Below are 17807 nucleotides of genomic sequence, written 5' to 3' on the forward strand. Positions count from 1 at the left end.
CGTCCGGGGAGGGCAGGTCTGCATTCCTGCATCTCCCCGTATGGCGAAGCCGTGATATGGAGCGAAGCTCTCCTCTCGCGGCCTTCTCCTTCAGAGCGTCATGTCCTCGCGTAATCTCATCCTGATCCTGGCCGTCAGCGGCTTTGCCAGCACCTTCTCGTCCCGTGCGGTCGAGCCCATGGTCGGGGTGATCGCTCGCGACCTGAACTCGCCGGCGCAGACCATCGCGCTTCTCTCCGCCGCCTTCGCGCTGCCCTATGCCTTCATTCAGCCCGTCCTGGGGCCGATCGGGGATGCGCTCGGCAAGGAGCGCGTGATGAAGGTGGCCCTGTCGCTTCTCTTCTTGGCGCTAGCCGGGTCGTTCTTCGCGCCCAATGCCCCGACGCTCTTCGGCTTGCGGATCCTGGCCGGCGCGGCGGCGGGAGGGGCGGTGCCGCTCTCCATCGCGCTCATCGGCGACCGGGTGGAGATGGCGCAACGTCAGGTGGCGCTCAGCCGCTATCTCGTGGCGATCATCATCGGCCAGCTCGCAGGGTCGTCGCTTGCGGGATTGCTGGCCGAGTGGATTGGCTGGCGCGGGGTGTTCGGCCTGTCCACCGTCATGATGGCCTGCGCCCTGACCGCGACGATCGTGGGCTTTCGCGGCGCCGCGGCAGGCGGCAAATTCGATCCGCGCGCGGCGGTGCTGCGCTACCGGGACATCCTGTCCAATCCGCGCGCGCTGTTTCTCTTCGGCTCCGTCTTCGTCGAAGCCATCGCGCTCTTCGGCATCTTCCCCTACATCGCCCCTTTGCTCGAGGAGCGGGGCGGGGGCGGCGCGGCGCAGGCGGGTTTCGCCATCGGGGGCTTCGCCATCGGCGGCCTCGTCTATTCCGCGCTCGTGACCTGGATGCTGAACAATCTCGGCATCGGCCGGATTCTCCTGGGCGGAGGTCTGTGTGCGGCGGCGGCTCTCGTGGCCCTGGGCTTTGGCGGGGACTGGACGTTCGACTTCGCCGCCCTGCTGCTCATGGGTCTCGGCTTCTACATGCTCCACAACACGTTTCAGGCCCAGGTCACGGAGGTCGCGCCCCAGGCCCGCGCTTCCGCGGTCGCGCTCCATGCCTTCTCGTTCTTCTGCGGGCAGGCGCTCGGGGTCGTGGTGATGGGATTCGGCCTGCGCCATGTCGGCCTCGCCGCCTCCACCACCACGGCCGCTCTGGTCATCCTGGGCGTTGGCCTGACAGCCTCCATGGTGTTGAGGCGGCCGGCTCCTTAGAGCATCGAACGCAAAAGTGGGAACCGGTTTTGCGTGAAAAGATGCTCAAGACCATAGACTTGAGCATCGCATCATTGTTGCGAAAAACCGGGTCCACCCGTTCGCACGATGCGCTAGCGGGCCCTGTAGGGCGCGACGCCCTGGTCGGGCAGCCAGAGGTTCTTCGGCAGTTCGCCCGTCTGCCAGAACACGTCGATCGGAATGCCGCCGCGGGGATACCAATAGCCGCCGATCCTCAGGAATCGGGGCTCAAGGAGCCCGGCGAGGCGCTTGCCGATAGCCACCGTGCAATCCTCGTGAAAGGCGCCGTGGTTGCGGAAGCTGTGCATGTAGAGCTTCAGGGACTTCGACTCGACGAGCCATGGGCCCGGCACGTAGTCGATCACGAGAATTGCGAAATCGGGCTGGCCCGTCACCGGGCACAGGGACGTGAATTCCGGCACCGTGAACCGGGCGAGATAATCCGTGTCCGGGTGCGGGTTGGGCACCCGGTCGAGCGTGGCGGCCTCGGGGGACAGGGGCGTCGCGGTCGTCTGACCGAGCTGGAGGTGGGTCTCCGTCATCGTATTTCACCTTGGATCAGGAGGTCATGGGCTGCTCTCGTCCTTGCCCGCTTCGGCGTTTCGGTCAATAAGCCATTCCATGACGTGAGGCCGCATCGGCCGCTCTTCAGCCTCAGGAGTCTGCTTCATGACCGCGATCATCGACGTTTTCGCCCGCCAGATCCTCGACAGCCGTGGCAATCCCACCGTCGAAGTGGATGTCACCCTCGAAGACGGCTCCATGGGCCGTGCGGCCGTTCCCTCCGGCGCGTCGACGGGCGCTCACGAGGCGGTCGAGCTTCGTGACGGCGACAAGTCCAAGTATCTCGGCAAGGGCGTGCTGAAGGCCGTCGATGCCGTGAACAACGAGATTCTCGACGCCATCGGCGGCATGGACGCCGAGGAGCAGGTGGCCATCGACGAGACCATGATCGAGCTCGACGGCACTCCGAACAAGAGCCGCCTGGGCGCCAACGCGATTCTCGGCGTCTCGCTCGCCGTGGCGAAGGCCGCGGCCGAGGCCTCGACGCTGCCGCTCTACCGCTATGTCGGCGGCACCCAGGCCCGTGTGCTGCCGGTGCCGATGATGAACATCATCAATGGCGGCGCGCATGCGGACAACCCCATCGACTTCCAGGAGTTCATGATCCTGCCGGTCGGCGCTCCGACCCTGTCGGAAGCGGTGCGCATGGGCGCCGAGGTGTTCCACACCCTCAAGAAGGCCCTGAAGGACGCCGGTCACAACACCAATGTGGGCGACGAGGGCGGCTTCGCCCCGAACCTGCCCTCCGCCGAGGCCGCGCTCGACTTCATCATGAAGTCCATCGAGCAGGCGGGCTACAAGCCCGGCCAGGACATGGTGATCGGCCTCGACTGCGCCGCCACCGAATTCTTCAAGGACGGCGCCTATCGCTACGAGGGCACGGGCCAGACCCTCTCGCCGCAGCAGCAGGCCGAGTACCTGGCGAAGCTCGTCGCGGCCTATCCCATCGCCACCATCGAGGACGGCATGTCCGAGGACGATTGGGAGGGCTGGAAGGCCGTGACCGATCTCATCGGCTCCAAGTGCCAGCTCGTCGGCGACGATCTCTTCGTCACCAACGTGAACCGCCTCTCGCAGGGCATCAAGCAGGGCGTCGCCAACTCGCTTCTCGTGAAGGTGAACCAGATCGGCTCGCTCACCGAGACCCTCGACGCGGTCGACATGGCCCAGCGCGCCGGCTACACCGCCGTCATGTCCCACCGCTCCGGCGAGACGGAAGACTCCACCATCGCGGATCTCGCGGTCGCGACCAATTGCGGGCAGATCAAGACCGGCTCGCTCGCCCGCTCCGACCGGCTGGCCAAGTACAACCAGCTCATCCGCATCGAGGAGGAGCTGGGCTCCCAGGCCAGGTATGCAGGCCGCGCCGCGCTGAAGGCGTTTTCGTAACAAGATCGCTGTTCATGTGTTGAGGAAGGGCTGCCGAAAGGCGGCCCTTTTTCGTTGTCCGGGCCGCTGATGGACCCGGTTCCGTGATGGAGATTTCGGCTCCTACAGCATCCAACATTTTGGTTTGAGCATCTTTCACGCTCTACCGGTTCCCGCTTTTGCGCTCGATGCTCTAAACGGCTCCTTAACCATGTGCGGGTACAAACCATCACCATGGTGATCCGCAGACGATTGAGACGGTTTTTGATTCCGCTGGTGCTCTACAGCATCTCGGCGGCGGTCGCGGCTTACTTCGTTCACCACGCTCACAGCGGCGCGCGCGGCATCGAGGCTCAGCAGAAATACGAAGCCCAGATGGCGGAGCTGAACAAGGAGCTCGACGACCTCAAGGACGAGCGGACTCACTGGGAGCGTCGCATCGCATTGCTCCGGAGCGATCAGATCGATCGTGACCTTCTCGAGGAGCGGGCACGCGTAATGTTAGGACGTGTCCATAAGAACGATCTCGTCATCATCACCGGGCCTTAACCGCGACTAGCCCCAAAGAATGAATTAACTGAATTTCTGTTAATCGAAAATTCACTTTGGTAATCAGCGAGTTGCGCGATTCATTGTGCAGCGCAAAACGTCATTTGGGCCTCTCGATTTCCGGTTTCCGCTGCGCTACAACTTTCGTCGAGGAAACCCTTCGGAGGAACCGATGGCTGTTGCTGCCCGCAAGGCGGGCCGTGCCGGTGCAGGCGCGGCTAACAAGTCCACTTCCAGCAAAGGCTCCGTGCGCGGAGCTGCCCCCAATACCCCACAATTCGACAAGGATCAGGATCTCGCAGCCTATAACGATATGCTGCTGATCCGCCGCTTCGAAGAGAAGTCCGGCCAGATGTACGGCATGGGCCTCATCGGCGGTTTCTGTCACCTCTATATCGGCCAGGAGGCCGTGGTCGTCGGCATGCAGATGGCGACGAAAAAGGGTGACCAGGTGATCACCGGTTACCGTGACCACGGTCACATGCTTGCCTGCGGCATGGACGCGAAGGGCGTCATGGCCGAACTGACCGGACGCCGCGGCGGCCTGTCGAAGGGCAAGGGCGGCTCCATGCACATGTTCTCCAAGGAGGAGAACTTCTACGGCGGGCATGGCATCGTCGGCGCGCAGGTGTCGCTGGGCACCGGCATCGCCTTCGCCAATCGCTATCGCGAGAACGGCAATGTCTGCCTGACCTATTTCGGCGACGGCGCGGCGAACCAGGGCCAGGTCTACGAGAGCTTCAACATGGCGCAGCTCTGGAAGCTGCCCGTGGTCTACGTGATCGAGAACAATCGCTACGCGATGGGCACCGCCGTGAACCGCGCTTCGGCCCAGACGGATTTCTCGAAGCGCGGCGTGTCCTTCGGCATTCCGGGCGAGCAGGTGGACGGCATGGACGTCCGGGCGGTCTACGCCGCCGGCCAGCGCGCGGTCGAATATGCCCGCTCCGGCAAGGGGCCGTATATTCTCGAGATGCAGACCTACCGCTACCGCGGTCACTCGATGTCCGACCCGGCGAAGTACCGCACGAAGGACGAGGTGACCCGCATGCGCGAGGAGCACGATCCCATCGAGCAGGTGCGCCGCCGTCTGCTGGAGAGCTGGAAGCTGTCGGAAGACGAGCTGAAGGCCTTCGACAGCAAGGTGCGCGAGATCGTCAACGAGGCCGCCGAGTTCGCCACGCACGATCCCGAGCCCGATCCGGCCGAACTCTACACGGATATCCTCCTCTGAGCATGGTCCTGAAGGCTACGCTCCACTGACTCATGGCGGCGCGCCTCAGCGCCGCTCCGAAACTTTCGCCGCAGCGACAATCAACACGAGTCTTTCATGGCGACCGATATTCTCATGCCTGCCCTCTCGCCCACCATGGAGCAGGGCAAACTGGCCAAGTGGCTGAAAAAAGAAGGCGACAAGGTCAAGCCCGGCGACGTACTGGCCGAGATCGAGACCGACAAGGCAACCATGGAGGTCGAGGCGATCGACGAGGGCGTCCTCGCCAAGATCCTGGTTTCCGACGGCACCGACAACGTCGCCGTGAACACCCCCATCGCGATCCTGGCAGGCGAGGGCGAGGACGTGTCCTCGGTTTCGCCGAAGGGTCCGTCGGCTCCTCAGCCGGCCGCGCAGCCTGCTCCGGTTCCGGACATGCAGGCGGAAGGCCTGGCGGACCGTCCGGCCCCCACCGAGCGTCCGCAGCAGACGGATCTCTCGACGCCGGCCGCTCCCTCGGTGATCACGAACCGCACCGGTTACGACGCCATGGCCGAGATTCCGGAAGGCACCGAGATGGTCTCCATGACCGTCCGCGAAGCGCTTCGCGACGCCATGGCCGAAGAGATGCGCAGGGACGAGAACGTCTTCGTCATGGGCGAAGAGGTGGCCGAGTACCAGGGCGCCTACAAGGTCACGCAAGGCCTGCTCCAGGAGTTCAGCGCAAGGCGGGTGATCGACACGCCCATCACCGAGCACGGCTTTGCCGGCGTCGGCGTCGGCGCGGCCTTCACGGGCCTGCGCCCCATCGTCGAATTCATGACTTTCAACTTCGCCATGCAGGCGATCGACCAGATCATCAACTCGGCGGCCAAGACCCTCTACATGTCCGGCGGCCAGCTCGGCGCGCCCATCGTATTCCGCGGTCCGAACGGCGCGGCCGCCCGCGTGGCGGCGCAGCACAGCCAGGACTTCTCGGCGTGGTATTCCGCCATTCCGGGCCTCAAGGTCGTCGCGCCCTATACGGCCTCCGACGCGAAAGGCCTGCTCAAGAGCGCCATCCGCGATCCGAACCCGGTGATCTTCCTGGAGAACGAGATTCTCTACGGACAATCGTTCCCGGTTCCGAAACTCGACGACTTCACGATTCCCATCGGCAAGGCGCGGATCCATCGCGAGGGCAAGGACGTCACGATCGTCTCCTTCTCGATGGGCATGACCTATGCGCTCAAGGCCGCGCAGGAGCTGGAGAAGGAAGGCATCGAGGCCGAGGTGATCGACCTGCGGACGATCCGTCCCATGGATACCGACACCATCGTGGCTTCCGTCATGAAGACCGGGCGTTGCGTCACGGTGGAGGAAGGCTACCCGCAATCCGGCGTCGGCGCGGAGATCGCCGCACGCATCATGGAGAACGCGTTCGATTATCTCGACGCGCCCGTGATCCGCGTGACGGGCAAGGACGTGCCCATGCCTTATGCAGCGAACCTCGAGAAGCTGGCGCTCCCGTCCGTCGCCGAGGTGGTCCAGGCGGTGAAGGCCGTCTGCTACAGGTGAGACCATGAAAGAGCGGAAATTCGAAGCTCTCAACGTGCCGCCTGATGCGCTCGAGAAGGGCGGCGTCGAAATCCTGAGGGCTTCGGTGGTCGACGGGGCGGTCAGCATCGCGCTGCGCCGCGCCTTCGACGATCCGTTCACCTGGGGCGTGCTCCTGGTGGATCTCGCCCGCCACGCCGCGCGCGTCTACGCCATGGAAACCGACTTCTCGGAAGAGGAGGCCCTGGCGGAGATCGTTTCAGGCATTCAAGCCGAGCTGGACAACCCGACCGATCCCGGCTCGTCGCAAGCCGTCAACTGATTCAAGATCAGGATCCAAACGCCATGCCCATCAATATCCTGATGCCCGCTCTCTCTCCCACCATGGAAAAGGGCAACCTTGCCAAGTGGCTGAAGAAAGAGGGCGACACGGTGAAATCCGGCGACGTGATCGCCGAGATCGAAACCGACAAGGCCACCATGGAAGTGGAGGCGGTGGACGAAGGCGTCCTCGCCAAGATCGTCGTGCCGGAAGGAACGGCCGACGTCCCGGTCAATCAGGTGATCGCCCTGATCGCCAGCGAGGGTGAGGACCCGAAAAGCGTCACGGCTCCTGCCGGTGGCGGCGCTCCGGCGCCCGCGAAGGCCGAGGCTCCGCCGGCGCCGGCTCCGACTGCTCCCGCCACGGCTCCTGCGCCGCAGGCCAACACGGTTCCGGGCGATCAGGCCGCTCACAGGGAATACGCCCGCGTCGATCAGGCTCCCGCCGGACCCGCGCAGGGCGCGAAGCCGAACGGGGCAGGGCAGCAGGCCGGCGGCGGCCGCGTCTTCGCCTCGCCGCTCGCCAAGCGGATCGCCCGCGAAGGCGGCATCGACATCGCCGCGATCCAGGGCTCCGGCCCGCATGGCCGCATCGTCGAGAAGGACGTGCGCGCGGCCCTTCAGGGCGGTGGTGCGAAGCCTGCTGCCGCTCCTGCGGCAGCCGCCGCTCCGGCCGCCGCGAAGCCCGCGCAGGCTCCGGTTCTGGCGCCGAGCATGGGGGCCGATCAGGTCAAGGCGATGTTCGAGGCCGGCACCTACGAGGAAGTGCCCCTCGACGGCATGCGCAAGACCATCGCCAAGCGTCTCGTCGAATCGAAGCAGACCGTTCCGCATTTCTACCTTTCGCTCGATTGCGAGCTCGACGCGCTCATGGCTCTGCGCGAGCAGATCAATGCCGCGGCGGGCAAGGACAAGGACGGCAAGCCCGCCTACAAGCTCTCGGTGAACGACTTCGTCATCAAGGCGCTCGCCATCGCGCTCCAGCGCGTGCCTGCCGCGAATTCGGTCTGGGCCGAGGACCGCATTCTGAAGATGAAGCATTCGGACGTGGGCGTCGCCGTCGCCATCGAGGGTGGCCTGTTCACGCCCGTGGTGCGCAAAGCCGAGCAGAAGACGCTCACCGCCATCTCTGCCGAGGTGAAGGACATGGCGGGCCGCGCCCGCAACCGTCGCCTGAAGCCGGAGGAATATACCGGCGGCTCGACGGCGGTGTCGAACCTCGGCATGTACGGCATCAAGGACTTCCAGGCCGTCATCAACCCGCCGCATGGCACGATCCTCGCCGTCGGCGCGGGCGAGCAGCGGGTCGTGGTGAAGAACGGCGCTCCCGCCGTCGTGCAGGCCATGACTGTGACGCTGTCCTGCGATCACCGCGTGGTCGATGGCGCACTCGGCGCGGAACTCCTCGCGGCCTTCAAGCAACTCATCGAGAACCCGATGGGGATGCTGGTCTAGCACCGAACGGCATGGCCGGCCCCGTGCCGGCCATCCACGCCTTCCTTCAATGAGACCCGGCGCGAATAGACGTCGATGCCCCGGGGCAAGCCCGGGCATGACGGGGGAATTCCATGGCAAACCAATACGACATCATCGTCATCGGCGGCGGGCCGGGGGGCTACGTGGCGGCGATCCGCGCCGCGCAGCTCGGGTTCAAGACCGCCGTCGTGGAACGCGAGCACCTGGGCGGCATCTGCCTCAACTGGGGCTGCATTCCCACCAAGGCGCTCCTGCGTTCGGCGGAAATCTATCACTACATGGAGCACGCCAAGGATTACGGGCTCTCCGCGCAGGGCATCGGCTTCGATCCGGCCGCGATCGTGCAGCGCTCGCGCGGCGTGTCGGGGCGCCTCAATGGCGGCGTGGGCATGCTGCTCAAGAAGAACAAGGTCGACGTGATCTGGGGTGAGGCCTCGATCTCGAAGCCCGGCGAAGTTGTGGTGACCGCTTCCAAGAAGCCGGCCATGCAGCCGCAGCATCCGACCCCGAAGGGCGTGCTGGAACCCGGCACCTATTCGGCCAAGCACATCATCATCGCCACCGGCGCCCGTCCGCGCGCGCTGCCGGGCATCGAGCCGGACGGCAAGCTGATCTGGACCTATTTCGAGGCGATGGTTCCGCCCTCCATGCCGAAGTCGCTGCTGGTCATGGGTTCGGGCGCCATCGGCATCGAGTTCGCCTCGTTCTACCGCACCATGGGGGTCGAGGTGACGGTGGTCGAGGTGCTGCCGCAGATCATGCCCGTCGAGGACGCGGAGATCGCAGCGCTGGCCCGCAAGCGCTTCGAGAAGCAGGGCATGAAGATCTTCACCGGCGCGAAGGTCGCGAAGGTGGAGAAAGGCGCGAATTCGGTGACCGCCACCATCGACGACGGCAAGGGCGGTACGCAGACGATCACCGCCGAGCGGATGATCTCGGCGGTCGGCGTCGTCGGCAACATCGAGAATCTCGGCCTCGAGAAGATCGGCGTTACGATCGAACGCGGCGTCATCGTGACCGACGGCCTCGGCCGGACGAACGTGCCCGGCATCTATGCCATCGGCGACGTGGCGGGCGCGCCCATGCTGGCGCACAAGGCCGAGCACGAAGGCGTGATCTGCGTCGAAACCATCAAGGGCCTGCATACGCACCCGATGGACAAGGGCAAGATCCCCGGCTGCACCTATTGCAATCCGCAGGTAGCGTCCGTGGGCCTCACCGAGGCCAAGGCGAAGGAGCAGGGCTACGACATCCGCGTCGGCCGCTTCCCGTTCGTGGGTAACGGCAAGGCCATCGCGCTCGGCGAGCCGGACGGCATGGTGAAGACGATCTTCGACAAGAAGACCGGCCAACTGCTCGGCGCCCACATGGTGGGCGCGGAGGTGACCGAAATGATCCAGGGATTCGTGATCGCCATGAATCTGGAAACGACGGAAGAGGAGCTGATCCACGCGGTCTTCCCGCATCCGACGATTTCGGAGACCATGCACGAGGCCGTCCTCGACGCCTACGGGCGAGCCATCCACATCTGACCGAGAGGGCGGAGCAGGGCTCCGCCCTTCTTCTTTCGACGCGGACAGCCTGCCGCAACCAGCCTTCATGGTAGATGCGATCTGTCGGCACGTAGCGGCAGCTCCGATCGGCGGTCACCCGGCGCGACAAGGCCGGATTATGACTTGGGCCCGATGCAATGGCGGTCCTGAGCGAGCGACGCAGGCGGACGGCGCGCAAAAGCGGTTTCCACTTTTGCTTTCGACGATCTAGTGATCTCCAAGTCTCCAGATCCCGTCAACCTTGGGATCCACGAACGATACCATCTGCTCAAACAGAATCCTGAATATCGCCTCGGTCTAGTTCGAGAGCCCCATGAGCCTGCGCGCCTCGATGCTCTCGGCAATCCGTTGCCCAAGGTATCGGGCGCCATCCTGGGTCAAATGCCCACCGTCGAACGAGATCAACTTTCCGTCCTTCGTAAACGGATGACATTTGGTGCGATGTCCACAAAGGAGCTCTGAAACGTCAACGAAGTCCTGCCCCAGCGTTTTCAACATCGACGCGTTGACCTTGATATGACTGGATCGCATGGTCGTCTGAAGCTCGATGCGCTGCTTCTCTGACAGTAACATCAACTGTCTCAAGTTGATCATGCCCAAGTCCTTGCGCCCAAAGACGAGCACCTTCTTGCCGAAATCTCTTTCGAGATTTCGCTTGCTTTCCGGCAGCAGGCTCGTTTGCCAAGCCTGCCAGCTCGAAACCAGCCAAATCGCATCGGCTTGCTGCATCAAGGTATGGAGCTTGTCGTTGGCATACCAGTTCTGCTTTGCGCAGAATGCGCGATCCTTGGGATGGACTTTGGCAAGGAGATCCATCTCCAAGTAAAGATTGCCGCAACTTCCGCTCACTCCGTAGGTCGAGATCTGAATCCCGTTACCGAGACCGGATTCATAGAGGGCGTTGATGAGATCCGCGGAAAAACTGTCCCCGATCACGAGAATCTTGCGCCCGCCTTGCGGATCGAAGTCTTTCAGGGCGCGTTCGTTGAACCGCTGCCAGACGTAGTCGGCATGGCGGTCCGTAGGCATTGTCAGCGATTGGTCCTCAAGGGAATAGCGCGCCGGAAATCCGTCGGATGCGTGGCCGGCCCAGCCGAACAGGGCCAGGAGAACGCTGCCGGTGACCGAGAAGGCGAGGATCTGCCGTCTGCCCACTCTCGTCCTGTCCCGGAACGGACGCTCCACATAGCGCCAGCTCAGGCAGGCCAGGACGCCGGCAAGGCCGGCCAACAGCAGCAGCACACCCTTCTCGATATCCGGCCTCCAGTAACGCGCCAGCGCCAACAGGGGCTGGTGCCACAGATAGAAGCTGTAACTGACGAGACCTATTCCGACCGGCAGTTTCCAGCCGAGCGCCCGACCGATGAATGTCTCGGGAGACGCGCACAGGATGATCAGCCCCGCGCCGACGGTCGGCAAAAGCGCGTATATACCCGGAAAAGGGGTTCTTTCATCGAAGGCGAAGACCGCCCATGCGATCATGCCGAGGCCAATCAGGCTTGCAGTCTCGTTGATCGATCTCGTCACCGTGGCGGATGACGCCCAGGCGATCTCGCGGTTGAAGCCATACAATGCGATCAGGGCTCCGATCAGCATCTCCCAGCCACGCGTCGGAAGCAGATAGAAGGTCTTGACGGGATTGCTCGTCGAGCCGGACTGCGCGGCCACGAAGCTCGCGAGGCAGAGCGAGGCGAGGGCGATCCCGACCCACTTTTTGCCCCTTCTCAGAAAAGCGAGCAGGATCAGCGGAAAGAGCAGGTAATATTGCTCCTCGACTGCCAGGCTCCAGGTATGCAGCAGCGGTTTCAACTCCGCGTTCGTGTCGAAATACCCGCTTTCCTTCCAGAACAGGATGTTGGACGAGAAGAAGGACACGAAAGCGACGCTCTGGGCGAAGTCCTTCATCGGGTCCGGGAGCAGCAATTGCCACGCGACCGGGATCGTCGCGACGATCACGAGGAACAGCGCGGGCAGGATCCTTCTGGCTCGCCGCTCGTAGAACCGCAGGAAGCTGAAGTGACCGGCGGCCTTCTCACTCAGGATCAGAGATGTAATAAGATAACCGCTGATGACGAAGAAGACGTCGACGCCGACGAAGCCGCCGGCGAAACTCTCGACACCGGCGTGAAACAAGACAACAGAGAGAACCGCGACGGCCCGCAGGCCATCGATCTCACGCCTGTACTGCACCGTTGGCATTCGGGAAATCCTGGCTGTCAGCGCATAAGGAACCGGGGAATTGATGTCCGAGGCCCCATGGCAACAGCCGCGCTTCCTCAGCGCAAGCAGATCTATCGTATGCTATACCATGGGGTGATGGGTTCGCGGCGAGGGCTTCGTGTTCGACACGCCTCTGGGACGCGACAACGTGGATGTCATGACCGACTTCACCCCCGGGACCGATTGGATTCGTCCGAGCCGTACCGTCTTCGGGGATATCGGCAAAAACGGAATCCTGAGCGCCGACAATTTCTGGTCGGGCACCAAGGCTCGTGCCGAAGGCGACAGGATCATCTTCAACAAGAGCGCCGGGACGCCGTATTACGACCCCGATGGTGACGGACCTCAGCAGCAGATCAAGTTCGCCACCGTCGGCGAGATCGACTTGAGCGCGGCCGCGTTCCTCATCATATGACGGCCGCTCCCAGAGGAGCCAGAATCGCGCTTTGCGGTGCAGGGCTTCGCCGCGGCCTCCTTATCCGTTCAGAAAGACGCGAGCGCATCGTTTGGGCGGACCCGGAGGGCCGCGTCTGCGAAAACCGGGTCCACTTTTCCGCACGATGCGCTAGTGTCCAAGGACGAGGGAGAGCGACCATGGAGATCAAGCGCAGCGGTTCACAGCCTTCCGGTCGAGGGCCTGTGGAATGGTTCACCGGCATGGTCCGCATCGACCCGCTGTTTCCCGCAAGCGCTCCGGCGCGGGCCGCGGGCAACGCGGTCACGTTCGAGCCCGGCGCCCGGACCGCCTGGCATACCCATCCGCTCGGCCAGGTGCTGATCGTCACCGCCGGCTGCGGCCGGGTTCAGCGCGAGGGCGGCCCGGTCGAGGAAATCCGTCCCGGCGATGTGGTCTGGTTCGAACCCGGCGAGAAGCATTGGCACGGCGCGGCTCCGACAACGGCCATGACCCACATCGCCATTCAGGAAATGCTCGATGGCAAGGCGGTCGATTGGATGGAGCACGTCACCGACGAGCAATACGGATCCTGACCGCCTGCCCGTTTGGGCGGACTTCGGGCCCGGATGCCAAGTCTGGATGCATTGCGGCCTCAGAGGCAGATCGCCGGGACTAACCCGGGAGTGGCGGGAGTGAAAGGAGCCGCCTGCCCAACGGCGCCGCTCCCATGCGACCCGGGGCGGTTTGCTGCGTTATCGGGCTGGAGGTCGCAATGCCTGCAGCTTGGCGAATCCGCCCGACACGGGCCGGTCGAGGCGGTCCGCCGAAGTCCAGGCGGGCCTGCGATCCGTTCCAGGTTCGGGGTCAAACGCCATGAGGACCATTCCTGCCACTGCCGAACGCGCGGCTCTTCCGGCCCGCAGCCGCAAGCCCTGGTACAAGGTGCTCTACATCCAGGTTCTGATTGCCATCTTCCTCGGCATCCTCCTTGGCTGGCTCGCGCCGGACATCGCCAAGAGCGACTGGATCAAGGCGCTCGGCGACGGCTTCATCAAGCTCATCAAGATGGTCATCACGCCCATCATCTTCTGCACCGTCGTGTCGGGCATCTCCCATATCCAGGACGCCAGGAAGGTGGGGCGCGTCGGCATCAAGGCGCTGGTCTATTTCGAGGTGGTATCCACCTTTGCGCTCATCATCGGCCTGCTCATTGGCAATCTCGTGCGGCCCGGGGCAGGCTTTTCGGGAACGCCGGACCCGAACGCCGTCGCGACCTACACCAAACAGGCCGCCGAGCAGCATCCCGTGGACTTCCTCCTGCACATCATCCCCGACAGCGTGGTGGGTGCCTTCGCGCAGGGCGAGATCCTGCAGGTCCTGCTGTTTGCCATACTCCTCGGCTTTGCGCTGCTCGCCCTGGGCGAGCGGGCCGACAAGCTTCGCAGCTTCATCGACGACACGGCCCACGCCGTGTTCGGGGTCATCGCCATCATCATGAAGGCTGCTCCGATCGGTGCGTTCGGCGCCATGGCCTATACGATCGGCCGCTACGGTCCCACGGCGCTGGGAAATCTCTTCGGGCTGATCCTCACCTTTTACGCGACGGCCGCCCTGTTCGTCTTCGTCGTGCTCGGCATCATCGCGCGGGTCGTGGGCTTCTCGATCTTCAAATTCGTCGGATATATCAAGGACGAGCTTCTGATCGTGCTCGGCACCAGTTCGTCCGAAAGCGCGCTGCCGCAGCTCATGGAGAAGCTGGAGCGGCTCGGCTGCTCCAAATCCGTCGTCGGTCTCGTCGTGCCCACCGGGTATTCCTTCAACCTCGACGGCACGAACATCTACATGACGCTCGCGACCCTGTTCATCGCACAGGCGCTCAAATTCGACCTCACCCTCGGACAGCAACTCACCATTCTCGTGGTGGCGCTTCTGACGTCGAAGGGAGCGAGCGGCGTCACGGGTGCGGGTTTCATCACGCTCGCAGCCACGCTTACCGTCGTGAACCCGGCCCTCGTGCCCGGCATGGCGGTTCTGCTCGGCATCGACAAGTTCATGAGCGAGGTGAGGGCACTCACCAACATCACCGGCAACGGCGTCGCCACGATCGTCGTGGCCTGGTGGGAAGGCGAGCTCGACCGCGAGAAGCTCAGGGCCGGTCTCGACCGCCAGATCGATCCGTCCGACATCGAGACGGCGGTGCGGACCGATTAGAGCATCGAACGCAAAGGTGGGAACCGGTTTTGCGGGAAAAGATGCTCAAACACAGAGACTGACTGCATCGGATCCGGGTTCGATTCCACACCCGATGCTCGGGTGCCGGGAGCGCCAGCGGATATCGATCCCCGCCTAAGCGGGGATGACGCGAGAGGCGGGATGGCCTGAGCTTAAACGGCCGTCCCGTGCAGGTCGTACTCGTCCGAGCTCTCGATCTTCACGTTGACGATCTCGCCCGGCTTCAGCGGGGTCTTGGACGCCACGTAGACGACGCCGTCGATCTCGGGCGCGTCGTACTTGGTGCGACCGGTGGCGACGGTGGCGCCCTGTTCGTCGATGATGACCGGCAGGGTCTTGCCGACGCGTCCCTTCAGAAGCTCGGCGCTGACCGTCTGCTGAGTCTGCATGAACCGGTGCCAGCGCTCTTCCTTGACCTCGTCGGGCACTGCGCCCGCGATGTCGTTGGCAGGGGCGCCCTGGACGGGTTCGTACTGGAAGCATCCGGCGCGATCGATCTTGGCCTCCTGAAGCCACTGCATCAGGAAATTCACGTCTTCTTCGGTCTCGCCCGGGAAGCCGACGATGAAGGTCGACCGGATGGCGAGATCCGGGCAGATCTCACGCCACTTCCTGATGCGATCCAGGGTCTTTTCCTGGTTGCCGGGACGGCGCATGGCCTTGAGCACGCTCGGCGAGGCGTGCTGGAAGGGAATGTCGAGATAGGGAAGGATCTTGCCCTCCGCCATGAGCGGGATGATCTCGTCCACATGCGGGTAGGGATAGACGTAGTGCATGCGCACCCACATGCCGAGCTCGCCCAGCTCCTTGCCGAGTTCGTAGAAGCGCGTGCGGACCTCGCGATCCTTCCAGAGGCTCGGTTGGTACTTGATGTCGAGGCCGTAGGCGCTGGTGTCCTGCGAGATGACCAGCAGCTCCTTCACGCCGGCCCTGGCGAGCTTTTCGGCCTCGCGCAGCACGTCCCCGATGGGGCGGCTGACCAGATCGCCGCGCAGCTTCGGGATGATGCAGAAGGTGCAGCGGTTGTTGCAGCCCTCGGAAATCTTCAAATAGGCATAGTGGCGCGGCGTGAGCTTCACCCCCTGAGGGGGTACCAGGTCGACGAAGGGGTCGTGCGCGGGAGGGGCGGCCTCGTGAACGGCGGAAACGACCGATTCGTAGGCCTGCGGACCCGTGATCGCGAGCACGTTCGGAAAATGCTCGCGGATCTGCTCGGGCTCGGCGCCCATGCAGCCGGTCACGATGACCTTGCCGTTCTCGGCCATGGCCTCGCCGATCGCCTCGAGGGACTCGGCCTTGGCGCTGTCGAGGAAGCCGCAGGTATTGACGATGACCACGTCCGCCCCGTCATGCTCCTTGGTCAGCTGATAACCTTGAGCGCGAAGCTGGGTGATGATGCGCTCGGAATCGACCAGGGCCTTCGGGCAGCCCAGGGACACGAACGAGACTTTGGGTGCGGGAGCATTCATCCGCGAAATTCCACTCTTAGAGACTGTAAGGACATCGGGAAGGCGGCCGTAGCGGGGCTTTCCGTGCGAAATCATGGCGAGGGAGCCCTGAGCGGGCGCACGGCGCAGGCCGTCCGGCGCGCAGCGAGCCCGGTATCTCGGCGCTCCGAGGGAACCTTCTCAAGTTGACGTCACGCTCCGCGCAGGCGCTCCGGGCGAGGGAGCGCGCGACTGAGGCGCGGGAATGCCTTACAACAGAGGGCCCGCCTTTACAACACCGGACAGACTTGCTGTTCTCAGGGCCGAAGAGGCGTAAGCTCTTGAACGGCCTAGGTTGTTCTGCGGCCGGCGCCGTGCCGGGGCGGATCCGTCCTTGATGCGGGTCAACGCTTCCGCCGCCTGATCGTTTAAGATCCGAAGCCGGGGAGCATATTGCCCCGGGCCCGCCGGACCCCGACACGAGGAGGAGCCATTGCGGATCGCAGTCTTCAGCACGAAGCGTTACGACCAGCGCTTTCTGGAGGCGGCCTGTGCGGGCACCGGACACGGCCTGACCTTTTTCGAGGCGCGGCTCTCCGTTCAGACCTGCGAACTCGTGGCGGACGCGGATGCGGTCTGCGCCTTCGTCAACGACGACGTGGGCGCCGACGTGCTGGCGGCTCTCGGTGCCAGGGGCATTCGCCTCGTCGTCTTGCGCTCGGCAGGCTTCAATAACGTGGATCTCGAGGCGGCCAAGCGTCTGGGAATCGCGATCGCCCGGGTGCCGGCCTATTCGCCCCACGCGGTCGCCGAGTACACGCTCGCCCTGATCCTCGCGCTCAACCGCATGACCCACCGCGCCTATAATCGGGTGCGGGAGGGCAACTTTGCCCTGGAAGGGCTCCTCGGCTTCGATCTCGCGGGCAAGACGGTCGGGGTCGTGGGAACCGGCAAGATCGGCGAGGTGATGTGCCGCATCCTGATCGGGCTCGGATGCCGCGTGATCGCCTTCGATCCCCAGCCGAACCCGACCTGTCTCGGCATGGGCGTGACCTATGTGCCGGTCGAGGACCTGTTCTCGGCGTCCGACATCATCACCCTGCATTGCCCGCTCACGCCCGCGACGCGCCATCTGGTCAATGAAGAGGCGCTGCGGCGCATGAAGCCGGGCGTGATGCTGATCAACACGAGCCGCGGGGCCGTCGTCGATACGCAGGCCGTCCTGCAAGGGCTGAAGGACGGGGTGATCGGCTATCTCGGTCTCGACGTCTACGAGGAGGAGGCCGACCTGTTCTTCGAGGACCTCTCGGCGCGCTTCATCGACGACGACGTGTTCGCCAGGCTGCTCACCTTCCCGAACGTGCTCATGACAGGGCACCAAGCCTTCTTCACCAAGGAGGCGCTGACGAACATCGCTGAAACGACCATCGCCAATGTCACGGCGTTCGAGCGGACCGGCAGGGCCGCCTATGAGGTCTCCACCGAAAGGATCGCGCGGTAGGGCATCGAGCGCAAAAGTGGGACCCGGTTTTGCGTGAAAAGATGCTCAGGCAAGGACAGCATCGAGCGCAAAAGTGGGACCCGGTTTTGCGTGAAAAGATGCTCAGGCAAGGACAGCATCGAGCGCAAAAGTGGGACCCGGTTCTACGTGAAATGGTGCCCAAAACCAAAC

15 protein-coding genes are annotated in these 17807 nt (G+C 63.9%); 12 read left to right on the forward strand and 3 right to left on the reverse strand.

The window, feature by feature from the left end; translation table 11 throughout:
• The first annotated feature begins 100 nt into the window (after positions 1-100).
• Positions 101-1258 carry an MFS transporter gene (locus AB8841_RS18500; RefSeq protein ID WP_370437284.1) on the forward strand — a complete coding sequence of 386 codons (1158 nt, stop codon included), beginning with the start codon at positions 101-103 and terminating at the stop codon, positions 1256-1258.
• Positions 1259-1371: 113 nt separating this feature from the next.
• On the opposite strand, the gene queF is transcribed toward AB8841_RS18500, so the two are convergent.
• Positions 1372-1821, reverse strand: coding sequence for a preQ(1) synthase (gene queF, locus AB8841_RS18505; protein ID WP_370437285.1), 450 nt, complete (start codon positions 1819-1821; stop codon positions 1372-1374).
• 127 nt (positions 1822-1948) lie between these two features.
• Between queF and eno the strand changes: the two genes are divergently transcribed.
• The 7 genes from eno (at position 1949) to lpdA (ending at position 9838) form a co-directional block, all read left to right on the forward strand.
• Complete coding sequence (gene eno / locus AB8841_RS18510) at positions 1949-3232, forward strand: phosphopyruvate hydratase (protein WP_370437286.1); 1284 nt, start codon at positions 1949-1951, stop codon at positions 3230-3232.
• Between the two features lie 213 nt (positions 3233-3445).
• On the forward strand, positions 3446-3760 hold the full coding sequence (locus AB8841_RS18515) for a septum formation initiator family protein (RefSeq protein ID WP_370439305.1): 315 nt from the start codon (positions 3446-3448) through the stop codon (positions 3758-3760).
• A gap of 172 nt (positions 3761-3932) precedes the next feature.
• On the forward strand, positions 3933-4994 hold the full coding sequence (pdhA, locus tag AB8841_RS18520; protein ID WP_370437287.1) for a pyruvate dehydrogenase (acetyl-transferring) E1 component subunit alpha: 1062 nt from the start codon (positions 3933-3935) through the stop codon (positions 4992-4994).
• 96 nt (positions 4995-5090) lie between these two features.
• Positions 5091-6530, forward strand: coding sequence for a pyruvate dehydrogenase complex E1 component subunit beta (locus AB8841_RS18525; protein ID WP_370437288.1), 1440 nt, complete (start codon positions 5091-5093; stop codon positions 6528-6530).
• A 4-nt stretch (positions 6531-6534) separates the two neighbouring features.
• Positions 6535-6831: a DUF5076 domain-containing protein gene (locus AB8841_RS18530; RefSeq protein ID WP_370437289.1), complete on the forward strand. Its 297-nt coding sequence runs from the start codon at positions 6535-6537 to the stop codon at positions 6829-6831.
• Between the two features lie 23 nt (positions 6832-6854).
• Positions 6855-8285 carry a pyruvate dehydrogenase complex dihydrolipoamide acetyltransferase gene (locus tag AB8841_RS18535; RefSeq protein WP_370437290.1) on the forward strand — a complete coding sequence of 477 codons (1431 nt, stop codon included), beginning with the start codon at positions 6855-6857 and terminating at the stop codon, positions 8283-8285.
• A gap of 113 nt (positions 8286-8398) precedes the next feature.
• Entirely contained in the window at positions 8399-9838 is a 1440-nt protein-coding gene (lpdA, locus tag AB8841_RS18540; protein WP_370437291.1) for a dihydrolipoyl dehydrogenase, read from the forward strand.
• Between the two features lie 318 nt (positions 9839-10156).
• Here lpdA and AB8841_RS18545 read toward each other — a convergent pair whose 3' ends face one another.
• Positions 10157-12058 carry an acyltransferase family protein gene (locus tag AB8841_RS18545; protein WP_370437292.1) on the reverse strand — a complete coding sequence of 634 codons (1902 nt, stop codon included), beginning with the start codon at positions 12056-12058 and terminating at the stop codon, positions 10157-10159.
• 139 nt (positions 12059-12197) lie between these two features.
• Between AB8841_RS18545 and AB8841_RS18550 the strand changes: the two genes are divergently transcribed.
• The 3 genes from AB8841_RS18550 (at position 12198) to AB8841_RS18560 (ending at position 14687) form a co-directional block, all read left to right on the forward strand.
• A complete protein-coding gene (locus AB8841_RS18550) occupies positions 12198-12494 on the forward strand; it encodes a hypothetical protein (protein ID WP_370437293.1) in 297 nt (98 codons plus the stop codon).
• Positions 12495-12673: 179 nt separating this feature from the next.
• Positions 12674-13069 carry a cupin domain-containing protein gene (locus tag AB8841_RS18555; protein ID WP_370437294.1) on the forward strand — a complete coding sequence of 132 codons (396 nt, stop codon included), beginning with the start codon at positions 12674-12676 and terminating at the stop codon, positions 13067-13069.
• Positions 13070-13349: 280 nt separating this feature from the next.
• Entirely contained in the window at positions 13350-14687 is a 1338-nt protein-coding gene (locus AB8841_RS18560) for a dicarboxylate/amino acid:cation symporter (RefSeq protein ID WP_370437295.1), read from the forward strand.
• A gap of 173 nt (positions 14688-14860) precedes the next feature.
• Here the strand turns inward: AB8841_RS18560 and rimO are convergent, their stop codons facing one another.
• The gene (rimO, locus tag AB8841_RS18565) at positions 14861-16177 is read right to left on the reverse strand and encodes a 30S ribosomal protein S12 methylthiotransferase RimO (RefSeq protein ID WP_370437296.1); all 1317 of its coding nucleotides are present in this window, start codon (positions 16175-16177) and stop codon (positions 14861-14863) included.
• Positions 16178-16628: 451 nt separating this feature from the next.
• Between rimO and AB8841_RS18570 the strand changes: the two genes are divergently transcribed.
• On the forward strand, positions 16629-17636 hold the full coding sequence (locus AB8841_RS18570) for a 2-hydroxyacid dehydrogenase (RefSeq protein ID WP_370437297.1): 1008 nt from the start codon (positions 16629-16631) through the stop codon (positions 17634-17636).
• Positions 17637-17807: the final 171 nt, after the last annotated feature.

It is taken from the genome of Microvirga sp. TS319 (assembly GCF_041276405.1).
Taxonomy (GTDB): domain Bacteria; phylum Pseudomonadota; class Alphaproteobacteria; order Rhizobiales; family Beijerinckiaceae; genus Microvirga.